General features: G+C 42.9%; 19 protein-coding genes and 1 pseudogene. 5 read left to right on the plus strand and 15 right to left on the minus strand.

Going from position 1 to position 23,491, the window contains the following annotated elements; all coding sequences use genetic code 11:
• Positions 1-5 precede the first annotated feature (5 nt).
• A complete protein-coding gene (locus GQR89_RS11865) occupies positions 6-344 on the plus strand; it encodes a TusE/DsrC/DsvC family sulfur relay protein (protein WP_158770243.1) in 339 nt (112 codons plus the stop codon).
• Positions 345-479: 135 nt separating this feature from the next.
• Here GQR89_RS11865 and serS read toward each other — a convergent pair whose 3' ends face one another.
• From serS to lrp, 6 genes are all read right to left on the minus strand, one after another.
• Positions 480-1,778, minus strand: a complete 1,299-nt coding sequence (gene serS, locus GQR89_RS11870; RefSeq protein ID WP_158770244.1) for a serine--tRNA ligase — start codon at positions 1,776-1,778, stop codon at positions 480-482.
• Positions 1,779-1,788: 10 nt separating this feature from the next.
• Entirely contained in the window at positions 1,789-2,172 is a 384-nt protein-coding gene (crcB, locus tag GQR89_RS11875) for a fluoride efflux transporter CrcB (RefSeq protein ID WP_158770245.1), read from the minus strand.
• Complete coding sequence (locus GQR89_RS11880) at positions 2,173-3,510, minus strand: replication-associated recombination protein A (protein ID WP_158770246.1); 1,338 nt, start codon at positions 3,508-3,510, stop codon at positions 2,173-2,175.
• Positions 3,510-4,121, minus strand: a complete 612-nt coding sequence (gene lolA / locus GQR89_RS11885) for an outer membrane lipoprotein chaperone LolA (protein ID WP_370461076.1) — start codon at positions 4,119-4,121, stop codon at positions 3,510-3,512. Before lolA ends, GQR89_RS11880 begins: the two co-directional genes overlap by 1 nt.
• A gap of 54 nt (positions 4,122-4,175) precedes the next feature.
• Positions 4,176-6,710 carry a DNA translocase FtsK gene (locus GQR89_RS11890; RefSeq protein WP_158770248.1) on the minus strand — a complete coding sequence of 845 codons (2,535 nt, stop codon included), beginning with the start codon at positions 6,708-6,710 and terminating at the stop codon, positions 4,176-4,178.
• A gap of 124 nt (positions 6,711-6,834) precedes the next feature.
• Positions 6,835-7,320, minus strand: coding sequence for a leucine-responsive transcriptional regulator Lrp (gene lrp / locus GQR89_RS11895; protein WP_158770249.1), 486 nt, complete (start codon positions 7,318-7,320; stop codon positions 6,835-6,837).
• Between the two features lie 150 nt (positions 7,321-7,470).
• On the opposite strand from lrp, the gene ald reads away from it, so the two are divergent.
• Positions 7,471-8,601 (plus strand): alanine dehydrogenase, encoded by a 1,131-nt coding sequence (ald, locus tag GQR89_RS11900; RefSeq protein WP_158770250.1) that lies wholly within the window; start codon positions 7,471-7,473, stop codon positions 8,599-8,601.
• Between the two features lie 85 nt (positions 8,602-8,686).
• On the opposite strand, the gene pyrF is transcribed toward ald, so the two are convergent.
• The 9 genes and pseudogenes from pyrF to gyrA form a co-directional block, all read right to left on the minus strand.
• A complete protein-coding gene (pyrF, locus tag GQR89_RS11905; protein WP_158770251.1) occupies positions 8,687-9,382 on the minus strand; it encodes an orotidine-5'-phosphate decarboxylase in 696 nt (231 codons plus the stop codon).
• Between the two features lie 6 nt (positions 9,383-9,388).
• Entirely contained in the window at positions 9,389-10,558 is a 1,170-nt protein-coding gene (gene lapB, locus GQR89_RS11910) for a lipopolysaccharide assembly protein LapB (protein ID WP_158770252.1), read from the minus strand.
• A 2-nt stretch (positions 10,559-10,560) separates the two neighbouring features.
• The gene (locus GQR89_RS11915; protein ID WP_158770253.1) at positions 10,561-10,830 is read right to left on the minus strand and encodes a LapA family protein; all 270 of its coding nucleotides are present in this window, start codon (positions 10,828-10,830) and stop codon (positions 10,561-10,563) included.
• 162 nt (positions 10,831-10,992) lie between these two features.
• Positions 10,993-11,283 (minus strand): integration host factor subunit beta, encoded by a 291-nt coding sequence (ihfB, locus tag GQR89_RS11920; RefSeq protein WP_006991151.1) that lies wholly within the window; start codon positions 11,281-11,283, stop codon positions 10,993-10,995.
• Between the two features lie 71 nt (positions 11,284-11,354).
• Positions 11,355-13,028 (minus strand): 30S ribosomal protein S1, encoded by a 1,674-nt coding sequence (gene rpsA, locus GQR89_RS11925; protein ID WP_158772242.1) that lies wholly within the window; start codon positions 13,026-13,028, stop codon positions 11,355-11,357.
• Between the two features lie 122 nt (positions 13,029-13,150).
• Entirely contained in the window at positions 13,151-13,828 is a 678-nt protein-coding gene (gene cmk / locus GQR89_RS11930) for a (d)CMP kinase (protein WP_158770254.1), read from the minus strand.
• 125 nt (positions 13,829-13,953) lie between these two features.
• Positions 13,954-15,243, minus strand: a complete 1,290-nt coding sequence (gene aroA / locus GQR89_RS11935; protein WP_158770255.1) for a 3-phosphoshikimate 1-carboxyvinyltransferase — start codon at positions 15,241-15,243, stop codon at positions 13,954-13,956.
• 1 nt (position 15,244) lies between these two features.
• A complete protein-coding gene (gene serC, locus GQR89_RS11940) occupies positions 15,245-16,330 on the minus strand; it encodes a 3-phosphoserine/phosphohydroxythreonine transaminase (RefSeq protein ID WP_158770256.1) in 1,086 nt (361 codons plus the stop codon).
• 97 nt (positions 16,331-16,427) lie between these two features.
• Positions 16,428-19,123 (minus strand): annotated as a pseudogene (gene gyrA / locus GQR89_RS11945) (DNA topoisomerase (ATP-hydrolyzing) subunit A).
• A 280-nt stretch (positions 19,124-19,403) separates the two neighbouring features.
• On the opposite strand from gyrA, the gene ubiG reads away from it, so the two are divergent.
• From ubiG to nrdA, 3 genes are all read left to right on the plus strand, one after another.
• Positions 19,404-20,123 (plus strand): bifunctional 2-polyprenyl-6-hydroxyphenol methylase/3-demethylubiquinol 3-O-methyltransferase UbiG, encoded by a 720-nt coding sequence (ubiG, locus tag GQR89_RS11950; protein ID WP_158770257.1) that lies wholly within the window; start codon positions 19,404-19,406, stop codon positions 20,121-20,123.
• Between the two features lies 1 nt (position 20,124).
• The gene (locus GQR89_RS11955) at positions 20,125-20,781 is read left to right on the plus strand and encodes an HAD family hydrolase (RefSeq protein ID WP_158770258.1); all 657 of its coding nucleotides are present in this window, start codon (positions 20,125-20,127) and stop codon (positions 20,779-20,781) included.
• A 383-nt stretch (positions 20,782-21,164) separates the two neighbouring features.
• Positions 21,165-23,480, plus strand: a complete 2,316-nt coding sequence (gene nrdA / locus GQR89_RS11960; protein ID WP_158770259.1) for a class 1a ribonucleoside-diphosphate reductase subunit alpha — start codon at positions 21,165-21,167, stop codon at positions 23,478-23,480.
• Positions 23,481-23,491 lie beyond the last annotated feature (11 nt).

Consider the following 23,491-nt stretch of genomic DNA (forward strand, 5'->3'; position numbering starts at 1 on the left):
AACACGTGACTGGTTTTATAGAATTCGATGGAAAAAAGATCTTGGTAGATAAAGCTGGCTATTTACTTGATGTTAACGATTGGCGTCCTGGTCTAGCGCCTTTATTAGCGGCAGATGAAGGAATAGAGTTGACAGAGAGTCATTGGGAAGTCGTTAATTTTGTGCGCGAATTCTATCTAGAATACAACACAAGCCCAGCCATGCGGGCTCTGGTCAAAGCGATGCAGGTCAAATTTGGCCCAGAAAAGGCCAATAGCCGTTATTTGTTCCGTCTATTTAAAAAAGGCCCAGCCAAACAAGCGACCAAAATAGCGGGTTTACCTAAACCAGCCAAATGTTTGTAAGACGTCAAAAATTAACCTTGTTTAGCAAAACAATTTGACTCAAAAATATAAAAGGCGCGATAACTACCCTATTTAATCAATCTGGTAATCATTCGCGCCTTTTTGTATTCACTCAACTGGATTGCAAACTCGGGCTTACTTAACCTCACCAATAACAGTTACACCGTTCATATAAGGGTGCAACGCTTTTGGTACAGTGACACTGCCATCGGCTTGTTGATTGTTTTCTAGCACGGCCACTAGGGTGCGACCTACGGCTAAACCTGAACCATTCAAGGTATGCAGTAATTCAGTTTTATTGGTTTGTGGATCGCGATAGCGGGCTTGCATTCTGCGCGCCTGAAAATCGAGCATATTTGAACATGAGGATATCTCGCGATAAGTATCTTGTGCAGGTAACCATACTTCTAGATCATAAGTTTTAGTGGCACCAAAGCCCATATCTCCTGTACATAGCAGCATTTTTCGGTACGGTAACTCTAATAGTTGAAGTACTTTCTCAGCGTGACCGGTAAGCTCCTCTAGCGCTTCAAAGGATTGATCAGCGGCCACAAGCTGGACCATCTCAACTTTATCGAACTGGTGCTGGCGAATAAGCCCACGGGTATCACGACCGTATGAACCGGCTTCGCTACGAAAACACGGTGTATGGGCGGTCATTTTAATTGGTAACTCGTTGGCTGCAAAAATACAGTCACGGGCAATGTTAGTTAATGGCACTTCTGACGTAGGAATAAGTGACAATCCCTGACCTTCTTCGGTCGCCGGTTTAGTATGAAACGCATCGCCAATGAATTTCGGAAACTGCCCGGTTCCTAGCATACTTTCTTCGTTCACCAAATACGGAACATACATCTCTTGGTAGCCATGCTGCTCGGTGTGCAAATCAAGCATGAATTGGGCAATTGCACGGTTTAAACGCGCTATTTGACCGCGCATCACGACAAAACGAGAACCGGTTAATTTGGTTGCCGTCTCAAAATCTAATCCGTTGCCTATATTTGCACCTAGATCAACGTGGTCTTTCACATCAAAATCGAATACCCGAGGTGTACCCCAGCGTGATACCTCAACGTTATCCTCCTCATCTTTACCTTGCGGAACTGAGTCGTCAGGCAAATTGGGAAGATGTAGTGCTAATGTTTGTATTTCGTCTAACAATGTCGCGAGCTCTGCTTTCGCTTGATTAAGCTCATCACCTAGCTGGCCAACTTCAGCCAACAAAGGCGCGATGTCTTGACCTGACGCTTTCGCTTTACCGATAGATTTGGATCGCACATTACGTTCATTTTGTAACTCTTGAGTGCGCATTTGCAGCGCTTTGCGCTTTTCTTCTAATGCGCTGAACTGAGCAACATCAAGCGTAAAACCGCGCTTTTCAAGTTTCTGCGCTGCAGTGTTTATATCGTTACGTAAATACTTAGCATCTAACATCGTGTTTGAATTAACCTTTAACTAGTTGTGTACCTAACCACGCTGCAAATAAACAACAGGTGATATTAATAATTATATTGAACGCCCCTTTCAACCACATCCCTTCTTGAAGCAAAACTAAGGTGTCTACTGAAAAGGTAGAAAATGTGGTTAGTGCACCTAAAAAACCGATACCAATGGCGGTGCGCCAGATAACGATTTCTAAATGACCCTGCTCAATCAATGTATAAAGAAACCCCAAGCTGAATGAACCCACTATATTGACAAGAAGTGTACCAAAAGGAAATCCTTTGCCAAACCATTGCAACATTAAATTAGAAAGAAAAAAGCGTAAACAAGCTCCAGTTGCACCCCCGAGCGCAATATAACTGTATATAGCAAAACTATGCTGCATCTATTTGTACCTTTTATAAGCGCTTTGGTTATTCAAATCAGCTAGATAATCTAATTTGGCTTTGAGCTTAATTTCAAGGCCTCTTTCATTGGGATGGTAATATTGTGTTGTGTGCATTTCAGATGGAAGATAGCTCTCTCCCGCCGCAAACGCGTTTGGTTCGTCATGAGCATAACGATATCCTTCACCAAATCCCATTTCTTTCATTAATTTAGTAGGCGCATTACGTAAGTGACTTGGCACTTCATAATCGGGCAGTGTTCTAGCGTCATTCATGGCCTGTTTAAATGCGGTATAAACCGCATTACTTTTTGCTGCACTGGCACAATACAAAGTCGCTTGGGCAATAGCACGCTCACCTTCTGCTGGCCCCACGCGCTGAAATATATCCCAGGCGTTTAAACAGACTTGCATCGCTCTTGGATCAGCATTACCAATGTCTTCAGTCGAAATGGCCAGTAATCGCCGCGCTATATACAATGGGTCACACCCCGCATTTAACATGCGAGCATACCAGTATAAAGCCGCATCAGGGGCAGATCCTCGCACAGATTTATGAAAGGCAGAAATAAGATCATAAAATTTATCGCCGCCTTTATCGTACTGAGCAACCTTCTCACCTACAGCTTCTTTAATTGCCTCAAGTGTAATATGGCCATGTGAGGAAAAGTCAGCAGCCAATTCAATATAATTCAATAATCGCCTAGCATCACCACCGGCTAATTCACTCAATAGTGCTAAACCGTTGTCTTCTATTTGCAGGGCTAAATTACCCAAGCCGCGCTTCTTGTCGGTTAAAGCTTGCTTGGCAATATCAATGAGATCGTCGGGCGTTAGGGACTTCAATACGTACACCCGAGCGCGTGATAATAATGCGCCGTTTAGTTCGAACGAAGGATTTTCAGTGGTCGCGCCGATAAATGTAATCGTACCGTCTTCAATAAAAGGCAAAAAAGCGTCTTGTTGGCTTTTATTAAATCGGTGAACTTCGTCGACAAATAAAATTGTCCGCTTAGCCTGACTAAGGGCATTTTGCTTGGCTTTTTCAATAGCACTGCGAATGTCTTTGACACCAGAAGTAACAGCAGAAATCCGTTCTATATGCGCGTCACAATGCAGCGCTACAATTTCAGCAAGAGTAGTTTTACCCGTGCCTGGCGGCCCCCACAGTATCATCGAATGACACTGCCCACGTTCAATGGCACTGCGCAAAGGCTTCCCCTCACCGACAATATGCTGTTGACCAAAATATTGTGCGATGTTCTGCGGCCGCATTCTGGCTGCTAATGGCGCAAAATTCTGCTCATCTTCATGACTAAAATCGAATCCGTCAGACATTAGTTACGTTGATCGTCCAAATCGTACCCTTGGGGCAAACTGAAGCTGAAAATACTGTCGCTGATAGTCTTATTTTGCTGAATATCGTTAAAGTAAAGATCGCTGATTTGTTGCTGACTGTCTTGCATACTCATTGAGCTTAACTGCTCGTTTTCAAAGACAAGAACCAACGAATGAACGGCAGAATCAGCTTTTTTGGCATCAATACGAAACGTATTATTACTGTGGGATACGGTAAAATCTTCCCAGGCAGCGCTGTTAGGTTGCGTCAGTAATATAAGCGGATTATTGGCCACGGCTTGATCCTGATTAATGGCCGTTACTTGCTCCACAAAGGGATCAATATTCCACAGTGTTGTGCCATCTGCGATAAGTATATTTTCATTGGGCGGGTTCAGTTCCCAATACAACTTATTAGGTTGTTTAAGCTTTATCACCCCTGTCGCTTCTTGTAATACTTCTTGATTTGCATCGGTCACTTTTTGTGTGAAAGAGGCACTGAAGTTATGTAATGTTTGCAAACGGGTTTTAAGCATATCGACTTCAGATTGCTGCGCTTGGGCATTAAATACCGAACTTACGGCGAATAATATAAACGCCGTTTTTATCATTACGCCTTTAAAGCTCCCGGAGCCTAGCTGAGCATGTTGAGTACCTATCATAAATTAATCTCTTGGTGGAGGAGGCGCAAGCACCTCTCGATTACCGTTGTGGCCAGGCGGTGTTACGACACCACTCTGTTCCATTTGTTCGACAAGACGCGCTGCTCGATTGTAACCAATTCTGAATTTTCGCTGCACACTGGATACCGACGCTCTGCGTGATTCAGTCACAAAAGACACGGCTTCGTCGTAAAATACATCAAATTCTTGGTCAACCCCTTCAGGCTGTTCACCCGGGAGTAAAACCTCTGCGCTAGCATCCCCATTTAATATTTCATCGATATATTGCGGCGCTCCGCGGTTTTTCCAATCGGCAACAACTGCATGCACTTCGTGATCATCAACAAATGCGCCATGAACACGCGTTGGTACACCCGTACCGGGTGGTAAATACAGCATGTCTCCCATACCTAATAATGCTTCAGCACCTTGTTGATCGAGTATGGTGCGAGAGTCAATCTTAGAAGATACTTGAAAAGCGATACGCGTGGGTATATTGGCTTTAATCAAGCCAGTGATTACATCAACTGAAGGCCGCTGTGTTGCGAGGATTAAATGTATACCTGCCGCTCGGGCCTTTTGCGCAATTCGAGCGATCAGTTCTTCCACTTTTTTGCCTACAATCATCATCATATCGGCAAACTCATCTACGATAACCACTATCGCAGGTAGTTTTTCCAAATCAGGCGCTTCGGTAAGCATGCTCTCTTCTGACTTCCAAAGTGGATCTTTTATGGGTTGACCGTCTGCTATGGCTTGCTTAACTTTATGATTATAGCCTTTAAGGTTACGAACACCCAATGCAGACATCAAACGATAGCGACGCTCCATTTCCCCTACGCACCAACGCAACGCGTTGGCCGCTTCTTTCATGTCGGTAACGACTTCAGCTAACAAATGTGGGATCCCCTCATATACCGATAACTCAAGCATTTTCGGGTCAATCATGATCATACGCACGTCTTCAGGCGTAGATTTGTATAATAAACTTAAGATCATCACGTTAACCCCAACAGACTTACCTGAGCCTGTGGTACCCGCGACCAATAAATGTGGCATCTTAGCCAAATCAACAATAACTGGTTTGCCCGAAATATCCGCACCTAATACCATCGTTAAATCAGATTCAGCGGTTTGAAAGGCGTCGCAACTTATCACTTCACTTAAACGCACCATATCGCGTTTTTTGTTTGGTAATTCCAAACCGATAACTGATTTACCTGGAATAACCTCTACCACTCGCACTGAAATAGCAGACATCGCTCGAGCTAGATCTTTCGATAAACCTGTTATTTTACTAACTTTAACGCCCGGCGCTAAGTCCATTTCAAAACGGGTGATAACGGGACCTGGATATACCCCTACTACATGAGCATCAATATTAAAATCTTTGAGTTTCTCTTCCAGTAATCGAGAAACCATCTCTAGTTCTTCTGGTGTTATTGGATTTTTTATTTTGTCTGCACGTTGCAGCAAATCAAAAGAAGGCATTGGCGCGTGTGCAGCGGCTGTAGCATCAGCTTCGATTTTTTCAACTGCTCGTAACTCAGCGGCGGCTTTAACATCATCAGACACTTGCACAACATTATGAGCACTGGTGTTATTCACTTTTGCAGTAGTATCTTGAACTTGGTTGTGAGAGGAATTTGCATCGTCTTCTTCCGGCGCTTTCTTTTTGCGTCCAAAACCGATTTTATCGCGAAGTTCACTGATAGAGATAAGGCTTTCGTCATCCGTCTTAGGTTCTGGATCTAGCAACACCTCTTGGGGAATACTAAAACTTGGTTGCTGCTTGTCTTCATCAAAGGCGGTCACTTTAGGCTCAACGCGCGCTTTGCCATAACTATAAGCCGATGGTTGGCTATCTGCACTATTGGCATCCGCCGCTGTACTGTCCGCATCTGCTTTTTCAGCCCGATTGAAGCCAAGACGTAAGATAGGTGCTTCTTGGATTTTCTTGGGCAAGGCCCATGCGCCCGTCGCAAACGCAATTGCCAAAGCCCCTGTTTTATCCACCACGGTCAACCAAGAAATACCGGTCAGGAACGTAAAGCCAGTACAGAATAAACTTAATAAAATTAGCACAGTCCCGGCGAAATTGAGATAAGGAAGAAACGAAGAACTGATCACATCACCCAGCATACCGCCCGCTGAAAAATAAAATAAATCGTTAAAGTTAAGACTTGCGATACCTGCTGCCCCCACAAGGGCTAGTAACAAGCCTAAAATACGTAAACCGATGGTCAGGTAATCAAATTCTGAAATACGTTTACGTTGCTGGAACATAAACCAACCAGCAAAAGCAGCCGTGAACGGAAAAACATAAGCGATATAACCGAATGTAAAAAATAAAATATCAGCTAGCCAAGCGCCAATTGCACCCACCCAATTGTGGATATCGCCTTGTAAACCAGCTTGGCTCCAGCTGGGATCTGCCGGATTAAAAGAAGCCAATGCGAGCAACAGGAAAAAAGCAAATGCGCAACTGAGCATCATGCCTACTTCCATGATCCGTTGGATACCAGTGAGTCTTGCCATAGGGTTTTCTTTCAACTTAGGGTTACTACGTAAAATTAGCTGTATAAGATACCAGTGCTTAGCGAAAAATCCTAGCCAACGACGCCCTTATGCGCAGTAATTGAACAATCTGCTCGCTATGAGCTCAACGTTGATTAATTTTCACTATGGTGGTGTCTTTTACTTCTTCCATAACCACATAAGTTCTCGACTCGTTAACTCCAGGTAATCGTAACAGCGTATCACCGAGTAACTTTCGATAAGTCGACATATCGGCAACTCTAGCCTTAAGCAAAAAGTCGAAATTTCCAGACACCAAATGACACTCTTGAATATCTTCGTGCTGCTTCACGGCAGCAGAAAATAGCTCAAAAATATCTGGCGATGTTTTTACTAATGTAATTTCAACAAATACCAGCATCGCGGCACCCAGTTTATGGGGATCAACTTTAGCGTGGTAGCCCAATATATAACCTTGGTTTTCTAAACGCTTAACCCTTTCTAAACAAGGACTTGCACTAAGTCCAACTTTGGTTGCTAGGTCTATATTAGATAATCTTCCGTTCTTTTGTAGTTCACTTAAAATATTACGATCAATTCGATCGAGATGTTTTGGCGTTTTTATCAGCATATAAAATTCTGCTTTTTTACTATTTCTCGGTATTTTATACTTAAAGACTTAAATCTTCAGAATAATTTTCTTTAGCGCTTACTTTATACTTTGCTCATTGTGCACTTGCGCATTCCATTATATTACTCTTAACGTTTAGAAGGTTTATTTATGCTAATTGGTGTACCGAAAGAAATTAAAAATCATGAATACCGTGTAGGATTAACGCCTGCAGCAGTAAAAGAATTTATTATTCACGGCCATCAAGTGTTGGTCCAAGATGATGCTGGTACGTCAATTGGCTTTCCGAACGAAGAATATATTGCAGCGGGTGCAGAAATTGCACCTGATGCAGCGACCGTTTTCGCAAAAGCTGAAATGATCATCAAGGTTAAAGAACCTCAAGAAATTGAATGTAAAATGTTACGCAAAGGCCAAACATTATATACCTATTTGCACCTTGCTCCTGATGCAAAACAAACTCAGTTATTAATTGAATCCGGTGCCACTTGTATCGCGTACGAAACCGTAACCGATAACCGCAACGCATTGCCTCTATTGGCACCGATGAGCGAAGTAGCTGGACGTATGGCCGTTCAAGCAGGCGCACATTATTTAGAAAAAGCGCAAGGCGGTAGCGGTACGTTACTCGGTGGCGTACCTGGTGTTGCGCCTGGTAAAGTGCTTATTATCGGTGGTGGTGTGGTCGGTACAAACTCCGCTAAAATGGCTTTAGGCTTAGGCGCTGATGTGACTATTTTAGACCGTTCTTTACCGCGTTTACGTGAATTAGATGACATTTTTGACGGTCGTGTTAAGACGGTATTTTCTACTGTTGATGCAATTGAGCATTACTCCTCTAAGGCTGATTTAGTGGTGGGCGCTGTATTGGTGCCAGGCGCTACCGCACCTAAATTGCTAACCGCTGAACATGTTAAGAACATGAAAGAAGGTTCGGTTGTAGTAGATGTAGCAATCGATCAAGGCGGTTGTTTCGAAACATCAAAAGCAACGACTCATCAAGATCCCGTTTACATCGTAGATGGTGTTGTACACTACTGCGTGGCGAACATGCCAGGCGGCGTAGCACGCACTTCAACTATGGCATTAAACAACGCCACCCTACCCTTCGGACTTGCACTTGCAAATAAAGGACCGAAGCAGGCTATGTTAGATGACGCTCATCTATTAAACGGTTTGAATGTACATGAAGGCAAAGTGACTTATAAAGCGGTTGTTGATGCGTTAGGAAAATCTTTAGGCTTGACTTACACCGACCCGAAAACAGCCTTAAACGCTTAAGTTAAGACTCTGTCTTACTGATATAAAAATGGGCACTCATAAGTGCCCTTTTTAGTCTTTAAAAAAAGTTCAACTAGTTTGCTTGCTAAATGATGGAAGCATTTATCGATTTTAAGGCTGCAACGGGGTCTGCTGCTTGAGTTATCGGGCGACCAATCACCATATAATCCACCCCAACCCGTATAGCTTCCTGAGGTGTCATCACTCTCTTTTGATCTCCCACATCTGAACCTATTGGACGAATACCTGGCGTTACTAACATAAAATCTTTGCCCAAGGTTTGTTTTAATACTTCAGCCTCTTGAGCAGAGCATACAACGCCGTCTAAGCCAGCCTGCTTAGTCAATGAGGCAAGTTTTAGCACATGTTCCATAGGAGTTGAATCAATGCCAATTTGTTTCAATTGGTGTTGGTCCATACTCGTTAATACTGTTACAGCAATAAGATGAGGTTTGTCAGATCCAAATTGAAGCAATGCATCTTTTGCATATGACATCATTTTCTCACCGCCAGATGCATGCACGTTAACCATCCATACACCTAAATCAGCTGCCGCAATACAAGCCTTAGCAACGGTATTAGGGATATCATGAAATTTAAGGTCGAGGAATACATCAAATTTTTTAGCGACTAAGGTTCGAACAAATTCAGGACCAAAATAGGTGAACATTTCTTTGCCTACTTTTATGCGACACTGAGACGGGTCTATTTTATCTACAAAATCTAACGCTTCTTTTTTTACATCAAAATCGAGGGCGATAACCACTTTAGGATCTTGCATTAACTCTTACTCTCCGTCTAAGCCTTTAATCGGTTTAACCTGTCCCCATTTTTTACAGGAAGGACACAGCCAATGAATCTGTCTTCCAGAGAAGCCACAACTATGACAACGATATTTGGGGCGCTGATTGATTTGCTCTTCTACTAGTCCTTTTAATAGTACTAAGCCATTCATAGAATCAGAGGGGGCTTGCTGTTCAATATACAAGCCCATGAGCGTTTTAAACCCTTTCATAGTCGGATGCTGACGTAATTGTTGTAACAATACATCCGCCGCTTCTTTGGTCATTCCCTTGCGGGCCATCAAATTAACTTTAGCTAAATACGACGTAGCGCATTGCTGCCAATACTCATCTAGAATTTTTTCTAACTGAGTCATATCTCCAAGCGCTTCTGCACTTTGCTCTATTAGTGGGACTGCTTCACTAAGCCAAGAAATATCTCTGAGGGGTATCTGCTGTAGGTACTCGATCGCTGTTTGGTATTGCTTTTGGCTTATCGCAATCTGCCCAAGCATTAACCAAGGTCTAACCGTATTCTGGTCTGCCATAATGGCTTTTTGTAAGTTCTTTTCTGCGAGATTAATTTCGTCTTTACGAACATAGATAGCAGCTTGCTCACAGTAGAAATGCGAGATGCGAATACATAATTCATCACTATCGCCGTTATTTTCCATCATGTTCTCAGCGAGTTCTATACCTCGGCCCCACTCTTTAGTGGCCTGATAGATATCAAATAATTGTTGCTGAGCATCAAGAAAATGTTTGTCCGAATTAAGTAATTGCAGAAATGCATTTTCAGCGCGCTCTAAAAACCCCGCCAACACATAGTCTTTGCCTAGTTCTTTAAGGGCGGATTCACGCTGGGTAGGAGAAATTTGTTCTTTACTTACTAAGTTTTGGTGCACACGTATGGCGCGATCTAACTCACCGCGATGACGGAAAAACTTGCCCATAGCAATATGGGTTTCAACCGTATCACTATCAAGGTTGATCATTTTAATAAGCGTATCAACAGCCTTATCAGGCTCATCCGAAAGAAGAAAATTTAATCCCTTATAGTAGTGCTTAGACAAAATACTGGATTGCTTACGCTGTGCTTGACGGACACTGTTACGCCCCATTACCCATCCATAACCGGCGGCCACGGGCAATAGTAAAAAGAGCAATTCAAGCATAATTAAGAATTATCAACGCGATTAGATTTTTTAAGCTGACGCTCCAAGCTTGCTACCCGCCACTTCAATCGTAACGTGTACAACAGGAATATCACTGTACTGAGCACCGCTCCACACAAAAAGAGGATCAACATGAGCACGGAAACCCGCAGCTCGCTTTGGGCTACTATATAGTTAACCGTTACACTGTGGGTGTTTTGAGAACCAATAAAACCACCAATTAACAGTAAGACTAATACAGCAATAAGAGATAGTAATCCCTTGAACTTCATACTTATTTGCCTCCTAATTGGGCTTTCGAATTGGAATATTGACTGGTAGAAGCGCTTAATTGTATTTTTAATCGAGCTTCGCTAGCAGTTACTTATAATTTACTACACTCTAACAAAAACGGCACCCCAATTGGAGTGCCGTTTTAATGATTTATAGATAAATCAAGCAATTAAATCTTCGTTGACTCGCTCTCGTAATTCTTTACCCGGTTTAAAGTGAGGTACATGTTTACCATCTAACTCCACCGTTTCACCGGTTTTAGGGTTACGACCTACTCGAGGTGCTCGGTAATGTAGAGAAAAACTTCCAAATCCACGGATTTCGATACGCTCGCCTTTTTGTAAGGTTTGCGCCATTTGCTCTAACATTTCCTTAATAGCCAACTCAACGTCTCTTGAAGGTACGTGACGGGCTTTATCCGCTAGTCTTTCGATAAGTTCTGACTTTGTCATTAAAACTCTCCTTCAATATTTAAGTACGTTGTGAAAAATCTAACGGTGCGCATAACGCGCACCTAAGCTGATTAATCTTCGCTCTTCGCCGCTTTAAAGGCTTCTGCAAATGCGTTAGCAAACCCAACATCTTCTTGTTGGTTAACTTTGTCAAGTGCTTCTTTCTCATCTGCTTGATCTTTCGCTTTAACAGACAAGTTAACGATGCGATTCTTACGGTCAACGCCCATGAATTTAGCTTCGATTTCGTCGCCTACAGATGCAACTTCTGATGCATCTTCAACACGTTCACGAGCCAAGTCAGTAGCGCGGATATAACCTTCAACTTCTTCTGCAAGTTTAACAGTTACGCCTTTCGCGTCAACTTCAGTAACAGTACCGATAACAATAGTACCTTTCTTAGTATCTGTCAGATATTGATTAAACGGATCTTCTTCAATCTGTTTAACACCTAGAGAGATACGCTCGCGCTCTGGGTCAACTTGTAAAACAACAGCTGAAATTTCATCGCCTTTCTTGTATTCACGAACAGCGTCTTCGCCAGTCTTATTCCAAGAAATGTCAGATAAATGTACTAAGCCGTCGATGCCGCCATCAAGACCGATGAAGATACCGAAGTCAGTGATAGATTTAATCTTACCGCTAACTTTGTCGCCTTTACTCTGTGCTTTAGCAAACTCTTCCCAAGGGTTAGGTTTACATTGTTTAAGACCAAGAGAAATACGACGACGTTCTTCGTCAATTTCAAGAACCATAACTTCAACAGTGTCACCCAAGTTAACAACTTTAGATGGGTGAATGTTTTTGTTAGTCCAATCCATTTCAGATACGTGAACTAGACCTTCAACACCATCTTCAATTTCAACAAAACAACCGTAGTCAGTTAAGTTTGTAACTGCACCGCTCAATTTAGAACCTTCAGGGTAACGTTCTGCAATTTCTTGCCAAGGATCGTTGCCCATCTGTTTCATACCTAATGAAACGCGAGATTTTTCTTTGTCGAACTTAAGTACTTTAACGTTGATTTCATCACCAACATTAACGATTTCGCTTGGGTGCTTAACGCGTTTCCAAGCCATATCAGTAATGTGTAGAAGACCATCAACACCACCAAGGTCAACGAACGCACCGTAATCTGTAAGGTTCTTAACGATACCTTTAACTTCATGACCTTCCTCAAGGTTAGCAAGAAGTTGATCGCGCTCTGCGCTGCTTTCTGCTTCAATAACCGCACGACGTGATACAACAACGTTGTTGCGCTTAGCATCAAGCTTGATAACTTTGAATTCCAGTTCTTTACCTTCAAGATGAGTAGTATCACGTACTGGACGTACGTCTACTAATGAACCAGGTAAGAATGCACGAACTGTATTCACTTCAACCGTAAAGCCACCTTTGACCTTACCATTGATAACACCTTTGATCGTTTCTTTGTCATCGTAAGCTTTTTCTAGCTCAACCCAGGCTTCGTGACGTTTAGCTTTTTCGCGCGACAAGATTGTTTCACCGAAACCGTCTTCGATTGCATCAAGTGCAACGTCAACTACATCTCCGATTTCAACTTCTAATGTGCCGTCTGCATTGCGAAATTGTTCCGCTGGGATAGCGCTTTCAGATTTCAAACCTGCGTCTACTAAAACGATGTCTTTATCGATAGATACGATAGTACCTTTAACAATGGCACCTGGACGGGTTTCGATTTCTTTTAAGCTTTCTTCAAATAGTTGAGCAAAATTTTCAGTCATAGTTAGATTAATTGTTTCATTTTGACATCCACACTGCAATCCGGCTAACGTGGGGTTGTTATTCATTGCCAACTTCATCCTGATGTTGGGCAGTCTACAAAGTGAACTTAATAATTTGGAAACTAAATAGCTATTTTCAAATTGGCAAATTCGTTAATTTTTTCAAGCACTTGCTCTATATTTAATTCTGTAGAATCAATAATAAGAGCATCTTTTGCTGGCACTAACGGCGCTACGCTACGATTTGAATCGCGATCGTCACGGGCTTCGATGTCAGCCAAAAGGCGCGATATGCTAACATCATGCCCAGCTTCTTTCAACTGCTTAAATCTTCGACTGGCTCTCTCTTGGGCACTAGCGGTTAAGAAAATCTTTACCTCAGCTTCTGGGAACACAATGGTTCCCATATCGCGTCCATCTGCCACTAAACCTGGCGAGGCCTTAAAAGCGCGTTGACGACGAAGTAGCGCTTCGCGAATTGTTGGCAATGACGCCACTTTAGAAGCAACAGCGCCCACTTCTTCGGTCCGAATATCGTCGCTAACATCTTCGCCTTCAAGAATAACTTTACAGCCAAACTCCGCAGGTTCAAAGTTAACGTCAAGACCGGATGCCAGTGGTAACAAGCCTGCTTCGTCGCTAGGATCGATTTGATGGTGGATAGAAGCGATAGCCAAAACGCGATATATCGCACCGCTATCGAGGAAATGCCAACCTAAACGATTAGCCAGCAAGGTACTGACGGTTCCCTTACCTGCTCCACTCGGGCCGTCTACTGTGATAACGGGAAATACTTGCATGCTCTCTCCTGAGCTAATGAAAATCGCGCGCAATTATACCCATTGGATTTAGATAAGCAATGTAAGCAAGTTTACAATTATGTGACCGCTGTAAATAAAATGTGATATTTACAGCGGTTATTAATTTATGCACTGATTTGCTTTAAGCGAGCAAAATAATCTGGAAAGGTTTTAGCAGTACAATCAGGGTCATTAATGGTAACTGGCGTATCACTTAACGCAACTAACGAGAAACACATTGCTACCCGATGGTCGTCATAGGTATCTATAGCCGCTTCAATTAACTGGCTTGGTGGTGTGATGGTTATATAGTCATGTCCTTCTATAACCTCTGCTCCGACTTTGCGTAACTCACAGGCCATTGCAGCTAAGCGATCAGTTTCTTTGACACGCCAATTATAGATATTTCGGATAGACGTCGTCCCTTTCGCGAATAGTGCAGTTGTGGCAATGGTCATCGCGGCATCAGGAATATGATTCATATCCATATCGACTGCATTCAGAGACGCGCCTTCTACCTCAATATAATCATCACCCCAGGTGATTTTAGCGCCCATTTTTTCAAGAACATCAGCAAAACGGATATCACCTTGAATACTATTTTTACCTACACCAGTAACACGTACTGTGCCGCCTTTAATAGCGCCCGCAGCTAAAAAATACGATGCAGATGAGGCATCGCCTTCTACTAAAAAGTCGCCTGCAGCTTGATACTGTTGGTTACCTTTAACGTTGAAACGCTGATAATTGTTATTTTCAACGTTTATACCGAATTGCGCCATGGTGTTTAACGTAATATCAATATACGGTTTAGACACTAACTCGCCTACAATATTGATTTCGGTGTCATTTTGAAATAAAGGTGCAGCCATCAATAGTGCGGTTAAAAACTGACTAGATACCGTACCTTCAACACTTATCTTGCCACCGTTGAGCGCTGCGCCTTTGATTTTTAACGGTGGGTAGCCTTCGTTTTTCAAATATGTGATATCAGCGCCAGCCTGGCGCAATGAATCAACCAACGCACCGATGGGCCGCTCTTCCATACGAGGCTCGCCCGTCAGATCAAACTCCCCTTCTGAGGTCGCTAGTACCGCGCACAGGGGGCGCATGGCCGTTCCTGCATTACCTAAAAACAAGGTCTCTAGTTTTCTAACCCCAAAGGCTTGACCTAAGCCCTTTACCCAGCATTGGGTTTTATCGTCGGATAAGCGATAATTCACTCCCAACTGAGTTAATGCTTTCAGCATGTGCCGAATATCGTCGCTATCAAGCAGATTAGTCAGATGCGTTTCACCCTTTGCTATCGCCGCGAGAAGCAATGCACGATTAGACAAGCTTTTAGAGCCTGGTACATTTACCGTTCCCGCTATGGCAGAAATAGGATTGAGTAAAAGCGGTGCTGAACGGCTCATATTAGCGATTCCTTTTAGCAAAATCTTGCATGAAGTTAACTAGTGCTTGCACGCCTTCAATTGGCATCGCGTTATAAATGCTGGCACGCATTCCACCGACAATACGGTGACCTTTAAGCGCTTTTAAACCTGCAACTTCTGCATCTGCCAAAAACTGCTTATCAAGTTCAGCATCAGGTAAATGGAATGTCACGTTCATGCGTGAACGGTATTCTGGCGCAACATTATTAGTATAGAAACCGGAGTCATCAATACAAGAGTACAACAGTTGTGACTTAGCTAAGTTACGCTCAGCCATGGCTTCAACACCGCCCTGCTCTTTTAACCACTTAAAAACTAATCCAGCTAGGTACCAAGCAAAGGTCGGTGGGGTATTGTACATCGAGTCATGTTTAGCAATGACTGTATAATCAAAGATTGAAGGCGTTACATCTCTGGCTTTTTCTAATAAGTCGTCGCGCACGATAACGACCGACAAACCTGACGGACCAATGTTCTTTTGAGCACCAGCGTAGATGACCCCGAACTTACTGACATCAATAGGCTGAGAAAGGATATTGGATGACATATCTGCCACCAGAGGAATATCGCCTGTCTCGGGGATCCAATTGATTTCAACACCGTCTACCGTTTCGTTCGGGCAATAATGCACATAAGCGGCATCTGGGTTTAACTTCCAATTGGCTTGTGTTTGCATAACCACTAAACCATCTTGGATAGTCGTGGTAGCTGCCACATTCACATCGACGTATTTTTGCGCTTCATCGACAGCACTTTTCGACCACGAACCACTTACAACATAATCAGCACTGTCATGTTCACTTGATAAGTTAAGAGGAACAGCAGAAAACTGACCACGGCCACCACCATGGGTAAACAACACTTTATAGTTGTCTGGAATAGCCAGTAAGTCGCGTAAATCTTGCTCTGCGGTTTCGGCCAGCGCAATAAATTCTTTACTACGGTGACTCATTTCCATCACTGAACAACCTTGGTTCTGCCAGTTAATGAATTCGCTTTGAGCTTGCTGCATAACAGCTTCGGGTAACATTGCCGGTCCGGCGCAAAAATTATAAACCTTGGTCATTATCTTTTCCGATACAAAAAGAGCGGCTAAGCCGCTCGTTTTAAAAAACTATAGGTAGATGAAGTAAACACGTAGCTTACTTCATCATCTACTGGCTTTACTCTTCGTTTTGAGGATCTTCATCCGTGGTATTATCCACATCTGTAGCTTCGATTTCGATTGCTTCGTCACCTTCGACTAACGCCTCTAAATCTTCTTCTAACTCTTCAATTTCATCGATGCGCTGAAGGCCTACAACGTGCTCGTCTTCGCCAGTGCGTATTAAACGTACGCCTTGGGTGTTACGACCTACAGTAGATACTTCACTAACACGGGTGCGTACTAATGTGCCCTGATCACTTATAAGCATAATTTCATCGCTTTCATTGACCTGAACTGCACCAACAACCTTACCGTTACGCTCAGAAACCTTGATTGATACCACACCTTGGGTAGCACGGCTCTTCGCTGGGTAATCTTCAACTGGGGTACGTTTTCCGAAACCGTTTTCGGTAGCGGTTAATATCGCGCCATCACCTTGAGGTACAATCAACGACACGACTTTCTGGTCATCTTTCAAACGAATACCACGAACACCAGTTGCCGTACGACCCATAGGTCGAAGCGCTAATATTTCTTCGCCTGTTTCTGGATCAAGCTTCACAGCGCCAGTTTCTGAATCTCGTGCTTTTTCATTAAAGCGTACCACTTTACCCGCATCAGAGAACAACATGATATCGCTGCTACCGTCAGTGATATCTACACCAATTAGTTCATCTCCATCATTCAAGTTAACAGCAATAATACCGTTAGCGCGTGGACGTGAATATTGGCTTAAACGCTGTTTTCTTCACTGTACCGTTTGCTGTCGCCATTAACACGTATTTGCCTTCTTCAAACTCTTTGATCGGCAAAATGGCGGTAAATACGTTCGTTTGCTTCCAACGGCAATATATTCACAATTGGACGACCACGGGCATTTCGACTTGCCAATGGCAACTGATAGACCTTCAACCAATATAAACGGCCACGGGTTGAGAAGCACAGAATATGATCATGCGTGTTAGCAACTAATAATTTTTCGATGAAATCTTCTTCTTTCATCTTAGTCGCTGATTTACCTTTACCACCACGGCGCTGAGACTCGTAATCGTTTAGTTTCTGGTATTTAACGTAACCTTCACGTGAAAGTGTAACAACCACTTCTTCACGCTCGATAAGATCTTCGATATCGATATCATGAGATGCAGCGGTAATTTCAGTTCGACGAGCATCGCCAAATTCATCACGTATTTTCTCAAGCTCTTCTCTAATAACTTCCATCAAACGTTCAGCGCTACCTAATATATGTAGTAACTCTGCAATGACGTTTAATAACTCTTTGTATTCAGAAAGAATTTTTTCGTGCTCGAGGCCCGTTAATTTATTCAATCGAAGATCAAGGATCGCTTGAGCTTGCTGCTCAGTTAAGAAATACAAACCATCACGTATACCGTATTCAGGCTCTAACCAATCTGGACGAGCTGCGTCATTACCTGCACGCTCAAGCATGTCGGCTACATCACCTAACTGCCAGCCTTGAGCCGTCAAAGCAACTTTTGCTTCTGAAGGACTTTTCGAGGCTTTAATAAGGGCAATTATAGGATCTATGTTAACGAGAGCAATCGCCAGACCTTCAAGAATGTGTGCGCGCTCACGGGCTTTTTTCAGTTCGAAAACGGTTCGGCGTGTTACGACTTCACGGCGGTGCAGTACGAATGCTTGCAAAATTTCTAGCAAGTTGAAAATTTTCGGCTGGGTTTTATCCAGTGCCACCATGTTAATCCCAAACACAGTTTGCATTTGTGTTTGTGAATACAGGTGGTTCAGCAGTACTTCACCAGATTCATTGCGCTTAACTTCGACAACGATACGCATACCGTCTTTATCAGACTCGTCACGCAGGGCAGAGATACCTTCAATTTTTTTCTCTTTTACCAGCTCAGCAATCTTTTCGATCAATCGCGCTTTGTTAACCTGATAAGGAATTTCATGAACAATGATAGTTTCTTTACCATTGTCTTCACGCTCTACTTCAGCACGCGCGCGCATGTAGATTTTGCCACGACCTGTACGGTAGGCTTCTTCAATTCCCTTACGACCACTAATAAAAGCAGCGGTTGGGAAATCAGGGCCTGGGATATACTCCATCAACTCTTCGATTGTAAGCTCAGGCTTATCGATTAATGCGATACAGCCGTTCACTACTTCGGTTAAGTTGTGCGGAGGAATATTCGTCGCCATACCAACGGCAATACCAGAAGAGCCATTGATAAGTAGATTGGGTACCTTAGTCGGTAATACCTCAGGAATGAATTCAGTACCGTCATAGTTAGGTACAAAGTTAACAGTTTCTTTTTCTAGATCCGCTAATAACTCATGGGAGATTTTTGCCATGCGGATTTCGGTGTAACGCATTGCCGCCGCTGAATCTCCATCAACCGAACCGAAATTACCTTGACCATCAACCAACATATAGCGCAAAGAAAACGGCTGGGCCATACGTACGATCGTATCGTATACCGCCGAGTCTCCATGTGGGTGATATTTACCTATAACATCACCGACCACACGAGCCGATTTTTTATAAGGTTTATTAAAATCATTTTTCAGCTCGTTCATAGCGAACAAAACCCGGCGATGCACGGGCTTTAAGCCATCTCTTACATCAGGCAGCGCTCTGCCTACAATTACACTCATAGCATAATCGAGATAAGAGGTTTTAAGTTCTTCCTCAATATTAATAGGAAGAATTTCTCCGGCGTTTTCAGTCATATACAGCCTTGTCCCTAGTCATTATTATTAGAAATAGAATTAGACATAAAATTTACAATCCGCGTCAGTGCATTTGAGCTAGGCCTCAAAATAACAGTCAACGATTAACTCTGGAATTTCGTACTATCGAGCCTTGGGATTCTATCACTGACCGTAAAAAATAAATAGATAGGATCCGGTCATATAGTAGCCAAAGACGCTAAAAAACCGCATATATTGCGCTAGCCAGCTTTAATACATGGTGGCTATAATAGCGAAACTCGAATTTTTGGACCCCAATATGAACTCAGTGCAAAACGTTGACCATCAAGAAATACAAAAATTTGCCGATTTGGCATCTCGTTGGTGGGACCTAGAAGGAGAATTTAAACCGTTACATACCATTAATCCTTTAAGAACGGACTATATTGTGCAGCGCACCCAAGGGCTTGACGCTAAAAAAGTCATAGATGTGGGTTGTGGTGGCGGTATTCTAGCTGAAAGCATGGCCAGGGCCGGTGCTGATGTAACAGGCATTGATATGGGTGAAGCCCCACTTGAGGTTGCGCGTTTGCATGCCTTAGATTCTGAATTGTCTATCGACTATCAGCAGTCTACAGCAGAAGAGTACGCTGAAAAGTTTGGTGGAGAATTTGACGTTGTCACGTGTATGGAAATGCTTGAACATGTGCCCGATCCCTCCTCCGTCGTCGAGGCATGTAGTCGATTAGTTAAACCTGGAGGAATGGTCTTTTTTTCAACCTTAAATCGTAATATCAAATCTTATTTAATGGCGATTGTCGGCGCTGAACATATTTTAAAGCTCGTGCCTAAGCATACCCATCATCATGACAAGTTCATTAAACCGTCAGAGTTATTGAATTGGATAGATACGACGCCACTTTTGACCAAACATATGACTGGACTGCATTTAAGCCCAGTGACACAACAGTTTTATTTGTCCGATAAAAATGTGGACGTGAATTATATTGTGCATTGTCAGCATACGGGCAACGCATAAGATGCTGGGAAAACCCCAAGGTATTTTATTCGATTTAGACGGCACCTTATTAGATACCGCCCGGGATTTAGGTAACGCATTAAATTGGGTATTGCGTTATCACAATCAACCAACCTGCGAGTACGAAGTATATCGCAATATTGCGTCAGACGGCTCGCAAGGTTTGTTAGAGATTGGATTCGGTAGCCGTTTGCTTGATTATGACATAGACACCCTAAAAGCCCAATTTCTGGCGCGCTATGAACAGCAGATATGCGTAGATACGGTGTCATTCGAAGGCGTAGTAACGCTAATAAATGGCCTTGATAAGGCTAATATTCCTTGGGGGATCGTCACTAACAAACCACAATGGTTGACGGAACTGTTATTGCCCAACTTTGCCGAATTTGATGCCTGTAAAGTCGTGATTAGCGGCGACACATTGGCTAAACGAAAACCCCATCCGTTGCCCCTTACTCACGCTGCCGAGATTATCGATGTAGCCCCTCAAGATATATGGTATATCGGTGACGCTAAACGTGACATTGATGCGGCTAAAGCGGCAAATATGACCAGCGTAGTGGCTAACTACGGCTATATCGGTCCTGAACACCAATCACATCGCTGGAATGCCGATCTGTATATAGATCATCCACAAATACTCCTCCAACACTTATAGCGCCAAACACGATATGTAGTGGTTTTGCAAACACAACAACACTATATATCGTGAAATTATAACAAATGACTTTTTCGATTAAAAAAGTTTAATAAAAAAATATATCTAAAAATGATCTTGCATTCCCTATACCCGCAAAGCGAATAGTGTTGTTAGGTGAGTCTCCACTAACATAAATTTCTTGTGCTTTTAAGCGGCTACAAAAGCACCAGATGTGGGGTTGCAAAGGCGTCAAAACCTCACTATCTTGTGTTTCTTGGCAAGGCGGTGAGAATAAATAAAGAATCTTAACTTTCCCTTTTCGTCAAGCACAATTTCCACAGAATTGATGAACCTTATCCTTTCTATTATTTTGTAAAAACTATTATCAAAACGGCGTATAAATGAATAACAATCTCTTCGTTACTAAGCGGACTGGCGAGCGCGAAAGCATTGACCTTGAAAAAATCCACAAAGTCATTACTTGGGCTGCTAACGGTCTAAATAATGTGTCTGTCTCTCAAGTGGAAATTAAGGCGCACATCCAGTTCTATGACGGTATCAAGACGGCGGATATTCATGAGACATTAATCCGTTCAGCAGCAGACCTCATCTCTACAGAGGCGCCAGATTATCAATATCTGGCAGCACGCTTAGCCATATTTCATCTGCGTAAAAAAGCTTACGATCAATTTGAGCCCCCTGCTCTTTTCAGCCATGTTTCGAACATGGTTGAAACGCAAAAATACGACAAACATTTATTAAGCGACTACAGCGAAGCAGAGTTCAATGAAATGGACGATTATATCGATCATTGGCGCGATATGGATTTCAGTTACGCTGCGGTAAAACAGCTTGAAGGGAAATATCTGGTTCAAAACCGTGTTACTGGCGAAATATACGAAAGTGCACAGTTTCTTTATATATTAGTAGCAGCCTGCTTGTTTGCAGATTATCCAAAAGACACGCGTATGGATTACATCAAGCGTTTCTATGATGCTACGTCGAAATTCAAAATATCGTTACCCACACCTATAATGGCGGGCGTACGTACCCCGACCAGACAGTTCAGTTCATGTGTATTAATTGAAGCGGGCGATAGCCTAGATTCAATCAATGCAACGGCCAGTGCCATCGTTAAGTATGTGAGTCAGCGTGCTGGAATAGGAGTGAATGCCGGACGTATTCGTGCGCTTGGTAGCCCGATTCGTGGTGGAGAAGCATTCCATACGGGTTGTATACCCTTTTATAAATATTTCCAAACGGCTGTTAAAAGTTGTTCGCAAGGCGGAGTACGCGGTGGTGCAGCTACGTTGTTCTTCCCGCTTTGGCATATGGAAGTCGAATCGTTACTGGTATTGAAAAATAACCGTGGGGTAGAAGAAAACCGTGTTCGTCACTTAGATTATGGTGTGCAGTTCAATAAGTTGATGTACCAACGTTTGATTAAAGATCAGCACATTAGTTTGTTCAGCCCATCTGATGTACCGGGACTATACGACGCATTCTTTGCTGATCAACCTAAATTTGAAGAACTTTACGTTAAATATGAACAAGACGAGAGTATCCGCAAAACACAAATTAAAGCCGTAGAATTATTTAGTCTGTTTATGCAAGAACGCGCGAGCACAGGCCGTATTTACTTACAGAACGTTGATCACTGTAATACTCACAGCCCATTTGATCCTAAAGTAGCGCCTATCCGTCAAAGCAATCTATGCCTTGAAATTGCCCTGCCGACGAAACCGTTAGAACATGTTAACGACGAGAACGGCGAAATTGCCCTTTGTACCTTGTCCGCCTTTAATTTAGGGGCAATTGAGAGCCTTGACGACTTTGCAGAAATGGCTGATTTAGCGGTCCGCGCATTAGATAACTTACTCGATTATCAAGATTACCCAGTGCCTGCTGCTTATAACGCCACTATGGGTCGTCGTACTCTTGGTATTGGTGTTATTAACTTTGCTTATTATCTCGCCAAAAATAATGTCAAATATTCCGATGGCAGTGCAAATGCACTTATTCATCGTACGTTTGAGGCAATGCAATATTACTTGATGCGCGCATCATGTAATTTGGCTAAAGAGAAAGGTGCCTGTCCGAAGTTTAACGAAACCACCTATTCTCAAGGCTTGATGCCGATTGACACCTATAAGAAAGATTTAGACAAGATCTGTAGCGAACCTCTACATTATGATTGGGATAGCTTACGCGCAGATATCAAGCAATACGGTTTACGTAACAGTACGCTGTCAGCATTAATGCCGTCTGAAACTTCATCACAAATTTCAAACGCAACCAACGGTATTGAACCACCACGTGGCCATATTAGCGTCAAATCCAGTAAAGATGGCGTGTTAAAACAAGTAGTGCCTGAATACGAGCGCTTGAAAGACAAGTACGAACTATTGTGGGATCTACCATCAAACGATGGTTATTTGCAGTTAACAGGTATTATGCAAAAGTTTGTTGATCAAACCATTTCTGCCAATACCAGTTACGATCCAAATAAATACGACGGCGGAAAAGTACCCATGAAACTGTTGTTAAAAGACTTGCTGACGGCCTATCAACTCGGTGTTAAAACCTTGTACTACCACAACACACGTGATGGGGCAACAGACACCTCTGGGCAAGAACTGAAATCAACCAAGTTTGTTCCCCAAGAAGCCATTATCGAAGAAGACGATGATTGCGCCGGCGGTGCGTGTAAAATTTAATCCTTTGTGAG

Origin of the sequence: Paraglaciecola sp. L1A13 (genome assembly GCF_009796745.1) — a bacterium.
Lineage (GTDB): Bacteria > Pseudomonadota > Gammaproteobacteria > Enterobacterales > Alteromonadaceae > Paraglaciecola.